This window comes from Streptomyces sp. NPDC048211, from assembly GCF_043202315.1.
Taxonomy (GTDB): Bacteria; Actinomycetota; Actinomycetes; order Streptomycetales; family Streptomycetaceae; genus Streptomyces.
Map to the genome: position 1 here is coordinate 57,847 of NZ_JBIDAD010000008.1, position 18,788 is coordinate 76,634.

General features: G+C 72.2%; 19 protein-coding genes. 6 read left to right on the forward strand and 13 right to left on the reverse strand.

The window, feature by feature from the left end:
- Positions 1-5: 5 nt before the first annotated feature.
- The 6 genes from ACGFZA_RS27080 to ACGFZA_RS27105 form a co-directional block, all read right to left on the reverse strand.
- On the reverse strand, positions 6-1,361 hold the full coding sequence (locus tag ACGFZA_RS27080) for a hypothetical protein (RefSeq protein WP_393682878.1): 1,356 nt from the start codon (positions 1,359-1,361) through the stop codon (positions 6-8).
- Between the two features lie 38 nt (positions 1,362-1,399).
- Positions 1,400-2,533 (reverse strand): hypothetical protein, encoded by a 1,134-nt coding sequence (locus tag ACGFZA_RS27085; RefSeq protein ID WP_393682463.1) that lies wholly within the window; start codon positions 2,531-2,533, stop codon positions 1,400-1,402.
- The gene (locus ACGFZA_RS27090; protein WP_393682465.1) at positions 2,530-3,633 is read right to left on the reverse strand and encodes a hypothetical protein; all 1,104 of its coding nucleotides are present in this window, start codon (positions 3,631-3,633) and stop codon (positions 2,530-2,532) included. Before ACGFZA_RS27090 ends, ACGFZA_RS27085 begins: the two co-directional genes overlap by 4 nt.
- A 46-nt stretch (positions 3,634-3,679) precedes the next feature.
- Complete coding sequence (locus ACGFZA_RS27095) at positions 3,680-4,357, reverse strand: peptidase (protein WP_393682467.1); 678 nt, start codon at positions 4,355-4,357, stop codon at positions 3,680-3,682.
- 192 nt (positions 4,358-4,549) lie between these two features.
- The gene (locus ACGFZA_RS27100) at positions 4,550-5,098 is read right to left on the reverse strand and encodes an ATP-binding protein (RefSeq protein ID WP_393682469.1); all 549 of its coding nucleotides are present in this window, start codon (positions 5,096-5,098) and stop codon (positions 4,550-4,552) included.
- A 227-nt stretch (positions 5,099-5,325) separates the two neighbouring features.
- A complete protein-coding gene (locus ACGFZA_RS27105) occupies positions 5,326-5,694 on the reverse strand; it encodes an STAS domain-containing protein (RefSeq protein WP_393682471.1) in 369 nt (122 codons plus the stop codon).
- A gap of 281 nt (positions 5,695-5,975) precedes the next feature.
- Between ACGFZA_RS27105 and ACGFZA_RS27110 the strand changes: the two genes are divergently transcribed.
- Positions 5,976-6,959: an RNA polymerase sigma factor SigF gene (locus ACGFZA_RS27110; RefSeq protein WP_393682880.1), complete on the forward strand. Its 984-nt coding sequence runs from the start codon at positions 5,976-5,978 to the stop codon at positions 6,957-6,959.
- 189 nt (positions 6,960-7,148) lie between these two features.
- Here the strand turns inward: ACGFZA_RS27110 and hutI are convergent, their stop codons facing one another.
- The 4 genes from hutI to hutU all read right to left on the reverse strand — a co-directional run bounded on the left by hutI (position 7,149) and on the right by hutU (position 12,773).
- Positions 7,149-8,336, reverse strand: coding sequence for an imidazolonepropionase (gene hutI / locus ACGFZA_RS27115; protein ID WP_393682473.1), 1,188 nt, complete (start codon positions 8,334-8,336; stop codon positions 7,149-7,151).
- 107 nt (positions 8,337-8,443) lie between these two features.
- Positions 8,444-9,832, reverse strand: coding sequence for a formimidoylglutamate deiminase (locus ACGFZA_RS27120; RefSeq protein WP_385285167.1), 1,389 nt, complete (start codon positions 9,830-9,832; stop codon positions 8,444-8,446).
- Positions 9,829-11,043: an allantoate amidohydrolase gene (locus ACGFZA_RS27125; protein ID WP_393682882.1), complete on the reverse strand. Its 1,215-nt coding sequence runs from the start codon at positions 11,041-11,043 to the stop codon at positions 9,829-9,831. Before ACGFZA_RS27125 ends, ACGFZA_RS27120 begins: the two co-directional genes overlap by 4 nt.
- 17 nt (positions 11,044-11,060) lie before the next feature.
- The gene (gene hutU, locus ACGFZA_RS27130; protein WP_385285169.1) at positions 11,061-12,773 is read right to left on the reverse strand and encodes a urocanate hydratase; all 1,713 of its coding nucleotides are present in this window, start codon (positions 12,771-12,773) and stop codon (positions 11,061-11,063) included.
- 255 nt (positions 12,774-13,028) lie between these two features.
- On the opposite strand from hutU, the gene ACGFZA_RS27135 reads away from it, so the two are divergent.
- The 4 genes from ACGFZA_RS27135 (at position 13,029) to ACGFZA_RS27150 (ending at position 15,179) form a co-directional block, all read left to right on the forward strand.
- Positions 13,029-13,436 carry a hypothetical protein gene (locus ACGFZA_RS27135; protein ID WP_393682477.1) on the forward strand — a complete coding sequence of 136 codons (408 nt, stop codon included), beginning with the start codon at positions 13,029-13,031 and terminating at the stop codon, positions 13,434-13,436.
- On the forward strand, positions 13,433-14,218 hold the full coding sequence (locus ACGFZA_RS27140; protein WP_385285173.1) for a transcriptional regulator: 786 nt from the start codon (positions 13,433-13,435) through the stop codon (positions 14,216-14,218). Before ACGFZA_RS27135 ends, ACGFZA_RS27140 begins: the two co-directional genes overlap by 4 nt.
- A gap of 38 nt (positions 14,219-14,256) precedes the next feature.
- Complete coding sequence (locus ACGFZA_RS27145; RefSeq protein ID WP_385285175.1) at positions 14,257-14,730, forward strand: roadblock/LC7 domain-containing protein; 474 nt, start codon at positions 14,257-14,259, stop codon at positions 14,728-14,730.
- A 74-nt stretch (positions 14,731-14,804) separates the two neighbouring features.
- The gene (locus ACGFZA_RS27150) at positions 14,805-15,179 is read left to right on the forward strand and encodes a hypothetical protein (RefSeq protein ID WP_385285177.1); all 375 of its coding nucleotides are present in this window, start codon (positions 14,805-14,807) and stop codon (positions 15,177-15,179) included.
- 7 nt (positions 15,180-15,186) lie between these two features.
- Here ACGFZA_RS27150 and ACGFZA_RS27155 read toward each other — a convergent pair whose 3' ends face one another.
- Positions 15,187-15,723, reverse strand: a complete 537-nt coding sequence (locus tag ACGFZA_RS27155; protein ID WP_393682480.1) for a hypothetical protein — start codon at positions 15,721-15,723, stop codon at positions 15,187-15,189.
- 735 nt (positions 15,724-16,458) lie between these two features.
- Complete coding sequence (locus tag ACGFZA_RS27160; RefSeq protein WP_385285401.1) at positions 16,459-17,304, reverse strand: MurR/RpiR family transcriptional regulator; 846 nt, start codon at positions 17,302-17,304, stop codon at positions 16,459-16,461.
- A 223-nt stretch (positions 17,305-17,527) separates the two neighbouring features.
- On the opposite strand from ACGFZA_RS27160, the gene ACGFZA_RS27165 reads away from it, so the two are divergent.
- A complete protein-coding gene (locus ACGFZA_RS27165) occupies positions 17,528-17,956 on the forward strand; it encodes a hypothetical protein (RefSeq protein WP_385285399.1) in 429 nt (142 codons plus the stop codon).
- A 15-nt stretch (positions 17,957-17,971) separates the two neighbouring features.
- Here the strand turns inward: ACGFZA_RS27165 and ACGFZA_RS27170 are convergent, their stop codons facing one another.
- Complete coding sequence (locus tag ACGFZA_RS27170; RefSeq protein WP_385285397.1) at positions 17,972-18,733, reverse strand: SDR family oxidoreductase; 762 nt, start codon at positions 18,731-18,733, stop codon at positions 17,972-17,974.
- Positions 18,734-18,788 lie beyond the last annotated feature (55 nt).

An 18,788-nucleotide genomic window follows, 5' to 3' on the forward strand; every position in this document is an offset into this window, starting at 1 on the left:
TCGGCTCACCTGCCCGAGCGCAGCCGGCGCCACGGGGTGAAGGTGAACACGGCGCCGCCCAGCAGGATCGCCGTACCGGCGACCAGGCCGAGTGCGCGCAGGGCGCCGTTGTCCTCGGCGCCGGTGGCCGCGAGCCCGCCGCCGGACGCCGTACCCCCGCCCGCCGCCGCCGCTGCTCCGCCGGAGCCCGCGCCGTCACCGCCGGAGGCACCGCCCTCCTGGGCGGTGGTGTCGAGTTCGAGCGACGCTTGCGGGGTGCCCTTGACCGCACACGGGATGTTGATCTTCTGACCGCCCAGCATGACGTCGATCGTCAGGGCACCGGGGGTGAGGGTGGACTTGCCGGAGGCACCGGGCTTGTACGTGCCGGTCATGTCGGGCAGGTTGACCGGTTTGCCCGTCTCCAGTGCCTCGGGGTTGCCGGGTCCGGTGACGTTGACCGAGCCCTTGTCGGCACCGCCGATGACGATCTTCATGGACGGCTTGAGCGCACCGGCAGGCAGCGGAGCCGGGCTGTTCATCACGCCCTTGGCGGTCTTGACCGTGAGCGCGTAGCTCCCGCCGTTCTTCTTGGCGTTGATCGTCACCTTCGAGGCGATGCCCTCCTGCGGACCGGGCGACTTGCAGGTGAAGTTCACGACGACTTCCTTGCCCGGGAAGTCGGTCGCACCCCCGCTGCCGCCGGAACCCGAGGTGGAGCCACCGGCGGTCGTGCCGCCACTGGTCGTGCCGCCCGCGGTCGTCGTACCGCCGCTCGTGGTGCCGCCGGCCGTCGTCCCCCCGGCCGTCGTCCCCCCGGCCGTCGTACCGCCCGCCGTCGTCCCCCCGGCCGTCGTGCCTCCGGCTGTGGATCCGCCGCCGTCCGTGACCTTGATCGTCGCGCCCGGCTGGACGGACTCCTTGGGGGAGCACTTGGTGTCCGTGGAGATCGGCTTGGAGACGTTGATGTTGTACCCGTCGGGCGTCAGCGTCAGGTCACCCGCCTTCTCCAGCTTCAGCGAGCCCTTCATGTCCGGCAGGATCATCGGGCTGTTCTTGGGGATCGCCGGGTTCTGCCGGGGGCCCTCCATCTTCAGGTCGCCACTCGCGGCGCCGCCCAGCTTGATCGTGCCGGTCGGCTTGACGGTGTCCTTGTCGAGGTCGAGGACATCGGGGTTGTTGGAGGCGGCCTGGACCGTCTTCCACACGACCTCGACGGTGTCCCCGACCTTCGCCTCGGCGGGCGCGGTCAGCTGCACCTTGGTGGTGCCCTGTACGGCCGGCAGTCCGGAGATGGCCGGGGGTATGCACTCCGTCTTGTACGAGATGTCGGCGGCCTGGGCAGGGCTCGCGGCCAGCAGTATGCCCGCCCCGCCGATCATCATCGCGACTCCCGCCGCGACCGTCCTGCGTTGCGTACTCACGAATGTCCCTTCGTCGTCGGTCTGTGCTCTGACGGTGCGGAATCAGGGGTGAACCACGGCAGCGCGGCCGTGGTCGTGCTCGCGGGCGGCGCGGGACCGGCGGCCGGGGCCGGGGCCGGGGCCCGCCGCAGCTTCGGGAACCTCACGGTCACGCCGGAGCGCGGGGACGAACGCCGCCCCCGCCGGCCCGCCGCGCGCCCGGGGCTCGGGCGGACCTTGTCGACGATCGCCATGCCGATCCGGAACACGGCCGCGGGCACGACGAGGCAGAGCAGGATCCAGAAGAGCGTCACGCCCCAGGGGCGGCCGACCCCCCACGGCTGCTCGGCCAGCACCTTCGTGCCGTACTTCAGCGAGATCTGGTAGTCGCCGTGGGCGCCCGCCGTCAGCTCGACGGGCAGCTCGATACGGGCCTTGCGGCCGGGCTCGACCGTCCCCCGCCACTGCCGCTCCTCCCACTGCGCCGCGTAGACGCCGTGCGCGGTGCCGACCCGGAAGACCGGGTCCTTGACCGGCGCCGAGCCGAGATTGCCGACCGTGAACACGAGACGGCGCGACGGCGGGGCGCCGAACCAGGTGAGGATCCCGCTGTCGCCCTCCAGCCGGGTGGCCGCGAGGACGGCGAGCTTTCCCTCGCCCGTCTGCTTCGGCAGTGCGGCGACGGGATGGCCGGCGACCACGAACACGGCGTCGGCCAGAGCCTGTTCACCGGTCACCGTGGCGACGTGGACCACGCAGGGGCAGGGCGCGGGCGGCTCGGCGACGGGCAGTTTCTTCGCGAAGGCGCCCTTCTTGTCGGTGGTGACGGCGCGACCCTCCGCGTTGGCACAGGAGTTGGTACCGCCGATCACGCCCCGGGCCGGGGTGGACTGCCCGCAGATCAACATCATGAGCAGGGTGTCGGACCGCCAGCCCTTGCCCTTGACGGTGATCTCGCCGCCCTTGCCCGCCTGCTTCTGCGAGAGCGTGACCACCGGCTTCGGGTCCGCCCTGCCCGGGCTTTCGGCCCGGGCCCCGGTCGCGGTCAGCAGCAGGGCGGGCAGTATCACGGCCAGCAGTGCGGCGAGCAGCACGCCCGCCCGCCCGCGGCCGTCGCTCCGGAATGCCGCCGGTCCGGTCCGTCGAGTCACGATTCCGCTCCCGCCTTCACCAAGTGCCTCTCGTCGGAGTGCTGTCGGGGATCCGGAGCCGGGTCGGCCCCGTCGTCACCTGCGCCCCGCCGCGTCCCTCGCCGGCGCCGGAGGCCGTACACCCCGGCGGCGACAGCGCCCAGGAGGAGCAGTACGCCGCCGGTCACGGGGACCCAGGGCACGAAAGCCGCCGAGGCGGTCGCCTCGCCGTGTGCCCCGCCCACCGCCGTGACGCGCAGCCGTACGGTGACGGAGTCCAGTGCGGGGGTGTCCCGCCACGGTTCGGTGAGCCGCACCCGCTGACCGGGCAGCAGCTCCACGGGCAGGGTGCGGGCGTCGCGCCGCAGCAGGGTCCCGAACACCCCGTCCGCGCCGACGGACAGGCGCGGCACGAGGACCGCGTTGCCCCGGTTGACCAGCGTGTAGTGGATGGCCCCGCCGCCCACCGTCATGCCCTCCACCGTGAGCGCGGCCAGCGTCGGCCCGCCGACCCGCAGTTGGACCCGTACGCCCACCGAGCGGCCACCGCTCTCGGCGACGATCGCGCCGGGGTGGTCACCGGGCCGCGCGTCCTGCGGCACGGTGAAGGAGACCGGCACGTCGGCCCGGGTCCGGCCGGGCACCGTCACCTCCTCGCTGGCCGTCCGCAGCCAGGCGCCGGTCCCGGTGGAGCCGTGCGCACCGCGCACTGCGAATCCGCCGTTGCCCGTGTTGTAGGCATCGGCACCGCGCAGCCGTACGGTGACCGGCTCGGGCCCCGGGTTGGTGACCGAGAGCCGGTCCTCCAGGACACTGCCCGGCAGACCCTCCAGGTAGAAGTACGGTCTGCCCTCACCCCGCCCGGAACCACTCACCGCGGGCTGCGCCGTCCAGGCAGGAGCGGCCGGATGCTCGTCGGCGCCGGCCACCGCCGTCATGGCGAGGGTGCACCACAGAGCGGCGAGCAGCGGCAGGGCGCGGGCCAGCCGTCGCACGGCGGACGGCCGTGCGGCGGCAGGTCCCGCGACGTCAGGTCCTGGGACGTCAGGTCCTGGGACAGCGGGCCTCACGGCGACGGATCCGGGGGCGAGGCGGTCGGCGTGACCGGTCAACGGCGGCATGGACGGCTCCCTGGTGCGTGACGGCGGCGGCGGTTCGCGCGGGGGGTCAGCCCGCGGCCCGCTGTCCCCGCCTGGTCAGCCACAGCACGCCGGCCGCACCGGTCAGCAGCACCGTGCCGCCGAGGGTGCCGAGCGCCACCGCCGAGTCCAGCGGGCCGGTCTTGGGCAGCGAGTCGCTGCCGCCCGACGCGCTCGCGCCGCCGCTCGTCCCCCCGCCAGCCGCGGTGACGTCGAGGGAGAGCGAGGGGCCCGGATTGTTCGACGGGGTGCAGGTCGTCGTCGTACCGAGTGCCTTGATGGTGAGCACCCCGGCGGTGAAGTCGACCTTGCCGCTCTTCTTCGGGGTGTACGTCCCCGACAGATCGTTGATCTTGATGGGGCTGTTGGCGGGGATGGCCGCCGCGTTGGCCGGACCGGAGACCTGGACCTGTCCCGGGTCGGCGCCGCCCACCTTGATCACGGCGCTGGGGTTCATCGCCCCTTTACCCAGTTCGACCGGGCTGGAGGAGACCCCCTTCTGGAAGGACATGGTGAGCTTGTAGCCGCTGCCGCTCTTGACACTCTTGATGTCGATGGGCGAGACGGCGGCCTTGTCACCGATCGGGGTCTTGCACTTGTAGTTGACGTCGACGACCGTCGCGTGGGCGGCGGGCGCGACCAGCAGCACCACCGCGCCCGCCAGCCCTGACGCCAGCGCGAGAGCTGTTCGCTTCTGGTACGACACCTAGAGTTCCCCTCATGCCGGGAGTCGCCGAGCGCCGCTTCGCGCGGCACACATAACTGACGACACATCAGATTGGGCGCTCAAGGTACGCCCGGGGCCTTGTGGAGGGAAGACAAAGAGCGCGCCGATCCGGCGCGCTCTTCGAGGGGTCCACGAACCCGGGGGGACGAGCAGGGAAAACCTGCGTGGGGGCTATACGGGGGCGGCCAGCTCCGCCCAGACGGTCTTGCCGGGCTCACCCGGCACCCGTACGACTCCCCAGTCCAGGCAGAGCCGCTGCACGATGAACATGCCGTGCCCGCCGGGCCGTCCCGCCCGGTGGGGGGTGCGGGGCGCGGGCTGTCCCGCGCCGTTGTCGGTGACCTCCACCCTCAGCGCCTTCGGCGTGCAGGCGATGCGGAGCTCGTCAGGACCGTCCGCGTGCAGGCACGCGTTGGTGACCAGCTCGGAGACGACCAGCAGGACGTCCTCGGCGGCGGCACGGCGGTCGGCGGTCGAGGCGGGGAGCCAGCCCCAGTCATGGAGCGCCTCACGGGCGAAATCGCGGGCCGTCGGCACGATGCCGGTGGCCTCTCGCAGCGACAGCGTGCGCCACTGCCGCTCCGCGGACTCCACGTGCGCGGCGGAGGGAACGCCGGGACGCGCGTCCGCGCGCAAGCCCGCGTCGGCGCGTGCACCCACGCCTGCGCCCTCCGGCTCGCGGCCGAGGTCGCCCGGCGGATGCTGCCGGGTGGTGCTCATCAGCGCTTCACCTCACCGATTCACCAGGTCGCCATCGAACAGATACAGATACGAATACTGATACGGACACTGATACAGCTACCGCACAGACACGCAGTGTGCAGGTCTTATAAGGCCCGCCGGGGTGTCTCCTGCCCGGCCGAATCGTGACAACACCCACTCCGCCTACACGGAACGCGTGACACGGGCGACAGAAGGGGCACCCGAGGCGTCGAAACGCGGCACGATCAGGTGTCCAGGGCCTCTTCGAGGGAGTCGTGGACGGTGAATACCGCCTCGGCCCCGGTGATCTCGAAGACCCGCGCCACCACCGGCAGCATTCCGGCCAAATGGACCCCTCCCCCGGCCGCCTCCGCCTTGAGGCGGGCACCGAGCAGCACGTTCAGCCCGGTCGAATCACAGAATTCGAGCTGCGAGCAGTCGACCACCAGACGCACACGCCCTTGCTCGACCGCGTACTCCAAGGGCTCGCGCAGCAGGTCCGCCGTGTGGTGATCCAGCTCACCCACCGGCGTGACAACCTCACTGCGGCCCTCGGTCCGGACCTCGACCTGAAGCCGACCCCGGTTCGCGCTGCCGACCGTCCCGCGGTCCATGCCCGTCCCTCTTCGCGTCGTCACTGTCTGCATCAATGCGCATGCAGATGCGTTGCAGCTGTCGCTGACGTTCCTAAAACAGTACGCGTTTCGTGCGCCACGCGGTAGCCGAAGAACTCAACAAAGCGGACATATAGCGTCAATTGGCGGTTGTAACGACCTGCAGGAACCGGGTAAGGGTAGGGGGACACCCAAAACACGGCCGGCTTTGGAGGCGCCGCTTCACCGCAGGAACACGTATGGGCATCGGCAGCCATATGCCGAGAACGATGGAGGAGACCATGTCACCCCGGCTCGACGAAGCGCGTACCCGCAACGCGACGTCAGCATGTCCTCAGGGACTGACCGAATCAGACTCCCCTGCTGCGGCCGTCCTGGACGGCACGCGCAACAGCACCACCAGCAGTGGCAGTGACACCAGCAGTACCGAAGACAACCGCAGCACCGAAGGCGTGACCGGTCTCGAAGGACTTCCCGAGATCCCGCCCTACTCCGAAGTGGGGCCGCTGGATGCCAGGGCCTTGTCGAAGACGCTCTTCGCCCGGCTGGAATCCCTCGAAGAGGGCACGCACGAGTACTCCTACGTACGCAACACGCTCGTCGAACTGAATCTGGCCCTGGTCAAGTTCGCCGCCTCCCGGTTCCGCTCGCGCAGCGAACCGATGGAGGACATCATCCAGGTCGGCACCATCGGCCTGATCAAGGCGATCGACCGGTTCGAACTCAGCCGGGGCGTCGAGTTCCCGACCTTCGCGATGCCGACCATCATCGGCGAGATCAAGCGCTTCTTCCGCGACACCAGCTGGTCCGTGCGCGTCCCGCGCCGCCTTCAGGAGCTGCGGCTCGACCTGGCCAAGGCGGGTGACGAGCTCGCCCAGCAGCTGGACCGTTCGCCCACTGTGGGCGAGCTCGCCGACCGCCTCGGCATCACCCACGACGAGGTCGTCGAGGGCATGGCCGCGAGCAACGCGTACACCGCGAGCTCGCTGGACGCCAAGCCCGAGGAGGACGAGAACGAGGGCGCGCTGGCCGACCGGCTCGGCTACGAGGACCACGGGCTCGAAGGCATCGAGTACGTCGAGTCCCTGAAGCCGCTGATCGCCTCGCTGCCGGGCCGCGACCGGACGATCCTCTCGCTCCGGTTCGTCGCCAACATGACGCAGTCGGAGATCGGCGAGGAGCTCGGCATCTCGCAGATGCACGTGTCCCGGCTGCTCTCCCGCACCTTGGTCAAGCTCCGCAAGGGACTGACCCTGGAGGAATGAGCGGGCACCCCGCAACACGCGTGCGGGGACTGCCCGGCGACTGCCGGACCAAGGACCTGCCCCGCCGAGGGGCAGGTCCTTCCGCGTTCTGCGGGCACGGTCACCCGTTGCGCGGTGTCACGACCGGCCTTCTCCGGCTCCGGTCACCCGTTGCGCGGCATCACGACCGGCCTTCTCCGGCCGCCCCGGTCACCCGCTGCGCGGTGTCACGACCCGCTCGCCGCGCCGCCAGACCTCGTGGACCAGCGGTACGCCCGGCCGGTAGGCGAGGTGGACGTGGCTGGGGGCATCGAGGACCACCAGGTCGGCGCGGGCGCCGACGGCGATCCGGCCGACGTCGTCGCGGCGCAGGGCCGCCGCACCGCCCGCCGTGGCGGACCAGAGCGCCTCGTCGGGGGTCATCCCCATGTCGCGCACGGCGAGGGCGATACAGAAGGGGACGGACGAGGTGAACGAGGAGCCCGGGTTGCAGTCCGTGGAGAGTGCGACGGTGGCGCCCGCGTCGAGGAGGCGTCGGGCGTCGGGCCAGGCTGCCCGGGTGGAGAACTCGGCTCCCGGGAGCAGCGTGGCGACGGTCTCCGACCCCGCCAAGGCGTCGATGTCGGCGTCGGTGAGGTGGGTGCAGTGGTCGGCGGACGCGGCATCGAGCTCGACGGCGAGCTGGACGCCGGGACCGTGCCCGAGCTGGTTGGCGTGGACCCGGGGGTGGAGGCCCTTGGCGCGGCCCGCGGTCAGGATCGCCCGGGCCTGGTCGCCGTCGAACGCGCCCTTCTCGCAGAAGACGTCGATCCAGCGCGCGTACGGGGCGCAGGCGTCGAGCATCGGACCGGTGACCAGGTCGACGTAGCCGGCCGGGTCGTCCGCGTAGTCCGGGGAGACGATGTGGGCGCCGAGGAAGGTGACCTCGTCGGTGTGACGGGCCGCGATGCGCAGGGCCCGGGCCTCGTCCTCGACGGTGAGGCCGTAACCGGACTTGGTCTCGAAGGTCGTGGTGCCCTGCCGCAGTGCCTCGGCGAGGTAGCGGGCGACGTTGGCGGAGAGCGCGTCGTCGGTGGCCGCGCGGGTGGCGGCCACGGTGGTCCTGATCCCGCCCGCGCTGTAGGCACGGCCGGACATCCGGGCGTTGAACTCCTGGGTGCGGTCGCCCGCGAAGACCAGGTGGGAGTGGGAGTCGACGAAGCCGGGGATCACGGCCCGGCCGCCCGCGTCGACGGCGTTGTCAGTGGCGGGTGCTTTGCTTGATTCACCGGTCCAGACGACCCGGTCGCCCTCGATGACGACGGCCGCGTCCTGGATCAGTCCGAGGGGGGAACTGTCACCGAGGGAGGGGTCGTTGGTGACCAGTGCGGAGATGTGGGTGAGGGCGGTCGTCGTCATCGGGGGGCTGCTCTCCTTGCGGGTGGGCGGTGGAGGGGCCTGCGCCTCGGTGCTCGGTGACGCGGGCCTGCTCGGTGGTGCGGGGCCGCTCCGTGGTGCGGGCCTGCTCAGTGGTGCAGGGCCGCGATGGCCCGGGCGAGCGCTCCGGGGACGTCACCGACCAGCTCGTGGTGTCCGTCGCGGACGATGTGCCGCCCCGCCACCACGGTGTGGCGCACATCGGCTGCGGAGGCGGCGAATACCGCTGTCTCGGCTGCCAGCCGGGGCACAGGTCCCGCCGTCCTGACGGAGTCGAGCGCGATGGTCACGAGGTCGGCAGGGGCGCCCGGTTCCAGGACGCCCGCCTCCGGCCGGCCGAGTGCGGCGTGGCCGTCGGCGGAGGCGGCGCGCAGCAGTGCGGCGGCCGTCCAGTGGCCGCGGGTCCGGGTGCGCAGGCGCTCGTTGAGCTCCATCGCGCGGGCCTCTTCGAACAGGTCGATCACGGCATGGCTGTCGCTGCCCAGCGAGAGCGGCGATCCGGCGCGCTGGAGGGCGACCGCGGGGCCGATGCCGTCGGCCAGGTCGCGTTCGGTGGTCGGACACATACAGGTGCCGGTGCTCGTCGAGCCGATGAGCTCGATGTCCTCGCCGGTCAGGTGTGTGTTGTGGACGCCGGTGGTGCGGGGGCCGAGCACGCCGTGGTCGGCGAGGAGCCGGGTGGGGGTCCGGCCGTGGGTGGCGAGGCAGGCGTCGTTCTCCGCGGTCTGTTCGGAGAGGTGGACATGGAGCGGCGCCTGCCGTTCCTCGGCCCACTGGGCGACGGTGGCGAGCTGGTCGGCGGGGACGGCCCGCACCGAGTGGACGGCGGCGCCGATCAGGGTGTGTTCGTCGCCCTTGAGGAGGGAGGCACGCTCGGCCCAGGCGTCGGCGGTGGTGTCCGAGAAGCGCTGCTGGTGCCGGTCGGGCGTCTGGTACTGGGAGGGCCGGCGGCCGAAGCCGGCGGCGAGGTAGGCGGTGTCCAGCAGGGTGATCCGGATGCCGGCCTCGCGCGCGGCCGCGATCAGGGCCTCCCCCATCGCGTTCGGGTCGTCGTAGGGGACGCCCCCGGGTCCGTGGTGCAGATAGTGGAATTCACCGACCGCGGTGATGCCGGCCAGCGCCATCTCGGCGTACACGGCGCGGGCCAGGTCGTAGTACGTGTCGGGGGTGAGCCGGGACGCGACCTGGTACATGATCTCGCGCCAGGTCCAGAAGGTGCCGGAGCCGACCTGGACGGTCGAGCGCAGGGCGCGGTGGAAGGCGTGCGAGTGGGTGTTGGCGAGACCGGGCAGGGTGAGCCCGCGCAGCACGGTCGCGCCGGGAGGCGGGGCGTCGACGCCGGTCCGCACCCCGGCGATCCGCCCGCCGGCCACCTCCAGGACGACGTCCGGTTCGACATGGGTGCCGAGCCAGGCGTGGGACAGCCAGTACGTCGCGGTGACGGGCCTGCCCGTCGCTTCCGTCGCTTTCGTCGTCATCGGCACGCGAGACCTTCCAGTACGTCGGCGAGTGCGATCACCCCGGCCACGCAGTCGTCCTCGGCGGCGTACTCGGCCGGCGAGTGCGAGATCCCGGTGGGGTTCCGTACGAACAGCATGGCGGTAGGGACCGAAGCGGACAAAATACCCGCGTCGTGTCCGGCTCCGGTGCCGAGCACGGGGACGTCGCGCCCGGTGTCCCGGATGGCGGAGCCCTTGAGGAGCGCGCCCAGCTCGTCACGGAGGGCGTGCTGGAACTCCACGACGGGCGTGAAGGACTCCCGTACGACGTCGAGGTCGATACCGGCCTGCTCGGCGTGGTCCCGGGCGGCCGCTTCGATGGCGGCGACGACCGTGTCCAGGGTGTCCTGGTCGGCAGCGCGGGAGTCGAGCCAGCCGCGCACGAGGGAGGGGATGGCGTTGACGCCGTTCGGCTCGACGGCGATCTTGCCGAAGGTGGCGAGCGCTCCGGTCAGTTCCGCCTCCCGGCGGGCCGCGAGCACGGTCTCCGCGTAGGTGAGCATCGGGTCGCGGCGGTCGACGAGCCGGGTGGTGCCCGCGTGGTTGGCCTCGCCCCGGAAGTCGAACCGCCAGCGTCCGTGCGGCCAGATGGCGGAGGCGATGCCGACCGGGTCGCCGGTGAGGTCGAGGGCACGGCCCTGCTCGACGTGGAGCTCGACGAACGCACCGATCCGGGCGAGCCGTTCGGGGTCCGGTCCGATGGCGTCGGGGTCGTACCCGGCGGCCTCCATGGCCCGGGGCAGCGTGACGCCGTCCCCGTCGCGCAGCCGGTGCGCGGCCTCGGTGGTCAGCTGCCCGGCGGCGAGCCGGGAGCCGACGCAGGCGAGGCCGAAGCGGGCCCCCTCCTCGTCACCGAAGTTGGTGATGGCCAGCGGTCGGGTGAACTCCGCTCCCCTGCAGCGGAGTTCGTCGAGCGCGGCGAAGGAGGAGACGACGCCGAGCGGCCCGTCGAAGGCTCCGCCGTCGGGCACGGAGTCGAGGTGCGAGCCGGTGACGACGGCGTCCCCCGCGAGGGGGTCGCCGAGCCAGGCCCACTGGTTGCCGTTGCGATCGGTCTCCAGGAACAGCCCCCGGGCCTCGGCCTGCATCCGGAACCAGAGACGGCAGTCGGCGTCGGCCCCGGTCCATGCGTAGCGCCGGTAGCCACCGGACTCGGCGTTGCGGCCGATGTTCCGCAACGAGGCCCACATGGCGTGGAAGGTGGGGCTCACGCGGCGGTCCCGCCCGTGCCGGACGCGTCGCCCGTGCCGGCTCCCTCGTCCGGGCCGCCCTCGCGCATCGGGACCCTGACCCCGCGCTCCGTGGCGACCGACTCCGCGATGTCGTACCCGGCGTCGACGTGCCGGATGACGCCCATGCCCGGGTCGTTGGTGAGCACGCGGCGGATCTTCTCGCCCGCCAGCTTCGTACCGTCGGCGACGGTGACCTGCCCCGCGTGGATGGAGCGGCCCATGCCGACACCGCCGCCGTGGTGGATGGAGACCCAGGAGGCGCCGGACGCCACGTTGACCATGGCGTTCAGCAGCGGCCAGTCGGCGATCGCGTCGGATCCGTCGAGCATGGCCTCGGTCTCGCGGTACGGCGAGGCGACGGAGCCGCAGTCCAGGTGGTCGCGGCCGATGGCCAGCGGGGCGACCAGCTCGCCGGCGGCGACCATGTCGTTGAAGCGCTCACCGGCCTTGTCGCGCTCGCCCTGGCCGAGCCAGCAGATGCGGGCGGGCAGGCCCTGGAAGTGGACGCGCTCGCCGGCCATCTTGATCCAGCGGTGCAGCGACTCGTTCTCCGGGAAGAGTTCGAGCATCGCCTTGTCCGTCTTGTGGATGTCGGACGCCTCACCGGAGAGCGCCGCCCAGCGGAACGGTCCCTTGCCCTCGCAGAACAGCGGCCGGATGTAGGCGGGCACGAAGCCGGGGAAGTCGAAGGCCCGCTCGTACCCGGCGAGCTGGGCCTCTCCTCGGATCGAGTTGCCGTAGTCGAAGACCTCGGCACCGGCGTCCATGAAGCCGACCATCGCCTCGACGTGCCGGGCCATCGACTCGCGGGCGCGCTGGGTGAAGTCGGCGGGCTTCTCGGCGGCGTACGCGGCCATGTCGTCGAAGTCGACGCCGAGCGGGAGGTAGGCCAGCGGGTCGTGCGCACTGGTCTGGTCGGTGACGATGTCGACCGGGGCACCCTCGGCGAGCATCCGGGGCAAGAGCTCCGCGGCGTTGCCGAGCAGCCCGATGGAGAGCGGCCTGCGCGCGTCCCTCGCCTCGGTGGCCAGCTGGAGCGCGTGCTCCAGGCTGTCCGCCCGCACATCCAGGAAGCGGTGCTCGATGCGGCGCTCGATGGCGCGCGGGTCGCAGTCGATACAGATCGCGACGCCGTCGTTCATGGTGACGGCGAGCGGCTGGGCGCCGCCCATGCCGCCGAGCCCGGCGGTCAGCGTGATCGTCCCGGCCAGCGTGCCGCCGAACTTCTTCGCGGCGACGGCCGCGAACGTCTCGTAGGTGCCCTGGAGGATGCCCTGCGTACCGATGTAGATCCACGAGCCGGCGGTCATCTGGCCGTACATGGTGAGCCCGAGCGCCTCCAGGCGGCGGAACTCCTCCCAGTTCGCCCAGTCGCCGACCAGGTTGGAGTTGGCGATCAGGACCCGCGGCGCCCACTCGTGCGTCTGCATGACGCCGACCGGACGCCCCGACTGGACGAGCATCGTCTCGTCCTGCTTGAGCGTCCGCAGCGTGCGGACCATGGCGTCGAACGAGCGCCAGTCACGGGCGGCCTTGCCCGTACCGCCGTAGACGACGAGCTTGTCGGGGTGCTCGGCGACCTCGGGGTCGAGGTTGTTCTGCAGCATGCGCAGGGCGGCTTCCTGCTGCCATCCCAGGGCGCTCAGTTCGGTACCGCGCGGTGCCCGTACGGGGCGGGGTCCTGACATGGCAATGCCTCCTCGCGACTGTGAATTTTCTATTCACATCTTGAGTGGCTGAATAGCCCCAGTCAACAGGGCGGGGCGTGAGAGCATCCGGAACCATCGCCGCCGGTCGGCCGCCTGCCCGCCCCCGGCCCGCGGCGGGGCATTTTCCCAACCCCCTCGCATGTACCAATGGAAAATGCCAGAACCTCCACCTGGAGCGAGCACGTTGCGTAACCTCAGGGTCACAGTCGCACGCAGCGTCGGAGGGGAGTCCGCGTGCCCGGAATCGACGAGTGCCTGCTCGACGTCATGAGACTGCCCGGTGCCCGTGGCGCCGCCGTGGTCGACTGGACGAGCGGTCTCGCTCTCGGCACCATCGGTGACTCGCCCAACGGCGACCACGAGGCCACCGCCGCGGAGACCGCGGAGGTGGCGCGGATGGCGGCCGAACAGCCCGCCTTCGCGGTCGGCTTACCCGAGGCGGACGGCGGGGGAGCCACGGGGACGCCGCCCGTGGAGGACGTCATCGTCACCACCCGTGCCGGGTACCACATCCTCAGATTCGTCGAGACGGACTTCGACAGCAGCGTCTTCCTCCACCTCTGGCTGGACCGCGCGGAGGGCAATCTGGCCCTGGCCCGGATACGGCTGGGCGAGATGGCCGAGCGGCTGGTCCTGGCATGAGAACACCCGCCCCCTCGAACGCCCCGGCCCCGGCCGCCGCCCTCTCCCCCATGCTCCAGCGCCTCGCCGCCGAACGGGCCACCGGCGCCCTGATGCGCGACCGCGGCACCCTCTACCTGGCCGACGGCAAGGTGGTGCACGCCGAGAGCCCGGCCACCCCCGGCATCGACGTCCTGCTCACCCGGGGCGGCTCGCTGCACCGCGAGGGCTGGTGGGACGCGGTCGCGCAGGCCGGTGCCGGGCAGCGGGTGGGGCGCTACCTCGTGGACAGCGGCCGGGTGCCGGGTGGCGCCCTGGAGCTGTGCCATCTGGGCGCCCTGTACGACGCGGCGTTCTTCGCCCTCGCCCCGACCCGGACCCCGGCCCGCTTCCGCTACGGGGTCGCCCACTGGATCGGCCCGGTCCGCCCCGTCCCCGTGGACGCCGTGCAGCGCGAGACGCTCCGGCGCCGCGAGCTGCTGGACCGGATCTGGCCCGAGGCGGTGACCGACAGCGCCCCGCTCGTACGTACCGGCCGGCCGGCCGACTCCCCCGTCCCGCCCCGCCAGCGCCGCGTACTGGAGCGCGTGGACGGAGTGCGTACGGCGACGGACATCGCGCAGGAACTGGGCAGGTCGGCGTTCCACACCCTGGTCGACCTGCGCCGGCTGGCGGCCGCCGGTCTGGTCGCCGCGGTACGGCAGCCGACGGACCCGGCCGACCGCGTCGCGCTCCCCGAGGTCACGGCCGACCCCGACGTCGCCCTGTTGCGCCGGCTCCGAGACGCATTGGAGGCCCTGTGATACGCGCGCTCAGACAGCGTGCCGGGAGGAGACAGCTGATGGTGCCCGAGGCCGAAGTGCAGGATGTCCTGGCCGAGCTCCAGCGGTTACGCGCCCGGGTTCCGCTCCTCTCCGGCGCCCTGGCGGCCAGCACCGACGGCCTCGTCCTGGCCCATGACACCCCGGGAGTGGAGGCGGAGGGCGTCGCCGCACTGACCGCGGCCGCGCTCGGTGTCTCGATCCGGATGACGGACGCGACCGGCCGCGGCGGCTTCCGCGAACTCCTCGTACGCGGCGAGACGGGCTACATCGCGACGTACGCCGCCGGCTCCTCCGCCGTGCTGACCCTGCTCGCCGAGGACCGGATCAACGTCGGCCGACTCCATCTTGAAGGCCGCAGGTCCGGCTCCCGCATCGGTGAGCTCGTCGACGCCGCCCTGGAACGCGCACCCCAGCCCGCCCCCGGCCCGCGCGCCCCGGTGACCCGCACCCCGCAGCAGCCCGGTGGCCCCCTGCCTCACCGCCCGACATGACCCCGCACGAGCCCGGCACGACCCAGAAACGGAACCGGTCGCCACGACCGGTCAGGGAAAGGAAACGAGCACTCATGGCGAACACCGAAGCGTCACTGAAGGAAGCGATGTCGTCCATCGAGGGCACCACCGGTGTCGCCCTCGTCGACTACACGAGCGGCATGGCCCTGGGCACCCTCGGCGGCGGCAAGGACTTCAACCTGGAGGTCGCGGCCGCGGGCAACACCGACGTCGTACGGGCGAAGCTCCGCACCATGGAACACCTCGGCATCCAGGACGAGATCGAGGACATCCTGATCACCCTGGGCACCCAGTACCACCTGATCCGGCTGCTCAAGACCCGTGGCAACAACGGCCTGTTCCTGTACCTGGTGCTGGACGCCAGTCGGGCCAACCTGGCCATGGCCCGCCACCAGCTGAAGAAGATCGAGGCCGACCTGGACATCTGACCCCGGATCAGTGTGAGCGCCGCGCCCCGCCCGGCGCGGCGTCGCCCGCCGCGGGCCCCGTCGTCCGGTAGGCCTCGACCTGCTTGCCGGCGGGGCGGCCGCGCCCCACCCAGTCCGTACGGACCCAGTACAGGACGTCGTCCCGGCGCTCCCGCTGCCCGATCCGGACGGCCTTGACCCAGAGCCCGGCACCGGCCCCGGCGAGCAGCAGCCCGCCCGCCCCGGGCACCGCGAACGCGCTGGCGACCGCGGCGAGAAACGCCCCGAGCAGCCACCAGCGGTGTCCCCGGCGCCAGTGGCGGACGGTCACGGCGCGGTCCTGGAGGAAGTCGGTGCGGCCGGCCCTGGTCGCACCCCGGGCGAGCGAGGCGTACCGGCCCCCGCGCGACAGCGCGACGACGGCCAGGGCGACCAGGAACAACGCCGCCCCCGCCAGCAGCCCGATGCGGCGGCCGGTGAGTCCCGGTACCAGTGCCCCGATGGCCGCCGCGACCAGGCCGGGCCACCACATGGGCGCCGCTCCGGCCCGTACGATCACGGCCACTCTCGCCAACGACTGCGCTCCGCGCCCCACGTCCGTACCCCTCTCGACGCTCCATTCCGTGGGCGCAGATTAGGGGCCGTACATGAGCGATCTCTGAGAATCCCGGTACGGGGGCCCCTTTCGGGGCCGGGTCCTATGTCTTGCCCATCCCCTGGCGGAGGGTTCCGTCCTCAATCGCCGGACAGGCGGGGGCCCCTGCGGGGCCGGGTCCTATGTCTTGCCCGGTCCTCTGGCGGAGGGTTCCGTCCTCAATCGCCGGACGGGCTTGAGAGGTGCGGGTGCTCCGCGGGGTGCGGGGTGCGCCTTTGCCCGGTGGGTAGGGGTGGGGGCCCTCCGGGGCGTCTCCTCAGAAATGGCGTGTTCACCCAGGACCGTGAGGGACCCGGGTCGTACGCCATTTCCTGCGGGGACTCCCCTGCACGCCCCCACCCTGCATCGCCTGCGTCTGTACACCGGCCCGGCGTCTGTCGCAGACGCAGGGCGGTCGGGGCCGGGGCCGTGCAGGGGAGTCCCCGCAGAACGACGAACACCGACCCGGGTCCCTCGCGTACCCGCGGAACGTTCGTCGTTTGAGGAGACGCCCCGGAGGGGCCCCGGCCCCCCACCCACCCGGCAGAGGCGCACCCCGCACCCAACGGGAACACCCGCACCAACAAGCCCGTCCGGCGATTGAGGACGGAACCCCCCGCCCGGGGACCGGGCAAGGTCAAGGAACCCCGCACCAAGGGCCGCGCGTCACTCGACGAACAGGCCCCGGGCCGCCGCCCCCGCGTCGAACTCCTCCAGCCGGGACTGCGCGTCGGGCAGGTCGTCGCACATGGCCTCCAGCAGCACCCGCCCCAGCAGCATCGGCGCGCAGGCGGTGTCGAAGGCGAGCCCCGTCCCCACGGCGGCCGGGATCAGCAGATCGCTGTGCCGGGCCACGGGGGCGAAGGCGGAGTCGGCGACCGACACCACGGTCAGGCCCTGGTTCCGCGCGTAGCCGAGCGCGTCCACGACCTCGCGGGGGTGGCGGGGCAGCGCGAAGCAGATCAGCGCACTGGCACCGGCCCGCCGGGCGGCGTCGATCCGGTCGTGCAGCATGCTGCCGCCCTCGTCGAGCACCCGGACGTCGGGGTGCACCTTGGCGGCGAAGTACCCGAACCCCCGCGCCTGTGAGGAGGCGGCGCGCAGCCCGAGCACGAGCAGGGGGCGCGAGGCGGCGAGCAGGTGTCCGGCCCGTTCGACGGGTCCCGGGTCGGCGAGCAGTTCGGCGAGGTGGCGCAGGTTCTCGATCTCGCCGAGCACCGCCTGCTGGTACTCGTTGTACGTGTTCTCCGCACCGCTGTCCGCGGCCCCGGCCGGGGCGACCTCGCGCAGGTGCTTGCGCAGCGCGGGATAGCCGTCGAAGCCGAGGGCGACGGCGAACCGGGTGACGGAGGGCTGGCTGACCCCGGCCAGTTCGGCCAGTTCGACGCTGGAGAGGAAGGGGGCGTCGCCGGCCCTGCGCACCATCGAGTGCGCGATGCGGCGCTGGGTGGGTGTGAGCCTGTGCCCCTCGAACAGCTGCTGCAGCCGTGCGGCCGGGCTGTTCCCGCTCATCCTGTCCCCTCCGTAGACCGTGCGCGCCGAGACCGGCACCGACGAATCCATTCAGCCAGCAAGGCGTCTGCATGTCCATATGCAGCCGGTCGCGGCGCACCTGTCCGGACAGGCCGGTCCGCGTGGCCCGGTACCCCCGGGACCGGGCGGAGCCCGCGGCTTCCCCGGAAACCGGGGGGTTAGCCCCACTGACCCGGCCGCCGCCGCTTCGTACCGTAGGACCATGGACGCACCCGACACCGAGCTCAAGAAGGAGCTCAACGCCACCCTTCAGGCCCGCGGCGAGCTGGGGGCGGAGTACGAGTCCGCGCTCGTCGAGTCGTTCCTGGAGAAGGTCGAGCAGCGGCTCGACGGCACGCTGGACCGCCGGGTCCGGCGGCATCTCGCGGAACAGCAGATCGTCGTCGCCCGAGGGGCGCGCGCCCCCGAAGCGCCGTTGGGGCACTTCGGTGAGCGCTTCGGGTTCGGGATCATCTCGCTGGTCCTGGCGATCCCGCTGTCCGCCATCGGTGTCGCGAACGCGGGGATCGAGGGGCTCGTCGTGGCCTGGCTCGGCATCGTCGGCGTCAACATGGTCCAGGCGGCCCACGGCGGGCGGCTGTTCAGACGCCGGGAGGCCGAGCGGCGGACGACGTCCGACTGGGAGGCCTGACCAGGGCGGCCGGCCTCACGCCTGGCGGGTCGGCAGCACGACCACCTGGCGCAGGTTGATGTGGCGTGCGCGGCTGGTCGTGTAGGCGATCAGGTCGGCGATCTCGTCGCTGGAGAGCCCGCCGAGCGCGTCGAACATGCCGTCGAGCTGGCCGCTGAGTTCCGCGTTGTCGACGTGTCCGGCCAGTTCGGAGTCGGTGAGGCCGGGCTCGATGTTCGTGACGCGGACGTCGCGCGGCCCGAGCTCGGTGCGCAGCGAGGCCGACAGGTAGGTGAGCGCGGCCTTCGTGGCGCCGTACACCGCGTAGTTGGGGAACGTGATGTGGGCGCCGATCGACGAGATGTTCACCAGGTCGGCGGTGCGGCCCTCGGTGGCGGCCGCCACCAGGTCGGCCGTGAAGGCCCGGATGATGCGCAGGACGCCCGTCACGTTGGTGTCGAGCATCCGCTGCCACTCGTCGGCGCGGCCCGCGTCCACGGGGTTCGGCAGCATCACGCCGGCCGCGTTGACCACCAGGTCCACCGGGCCGAACTCCGTGTGCACCCGCTCGGCGGCGGCGTCCACGGACGCCTGGTCGGTGACGTCGGCGGCCACGACGAGCGCCTGCCCGCCGTCGGCGGTGATCTTGGCTGCGAGCTCTTCGAGCCGCTCGGCGCGGCGGGCCAGCAGCGCCACCCGGACGCCCTGGGCGGCGAGCAGCCGGGCGGTCGCGTTCCCCATGCCGCTGGCGGCGCCGGTGATGACGGCGGTGCGGCCCGAGAGCGTTGCGTACGACATGTCCGTGACTCCTTGATGCGGGTGCCGCCGGGGCGTTTCCCCGGCCTGGGCTCCA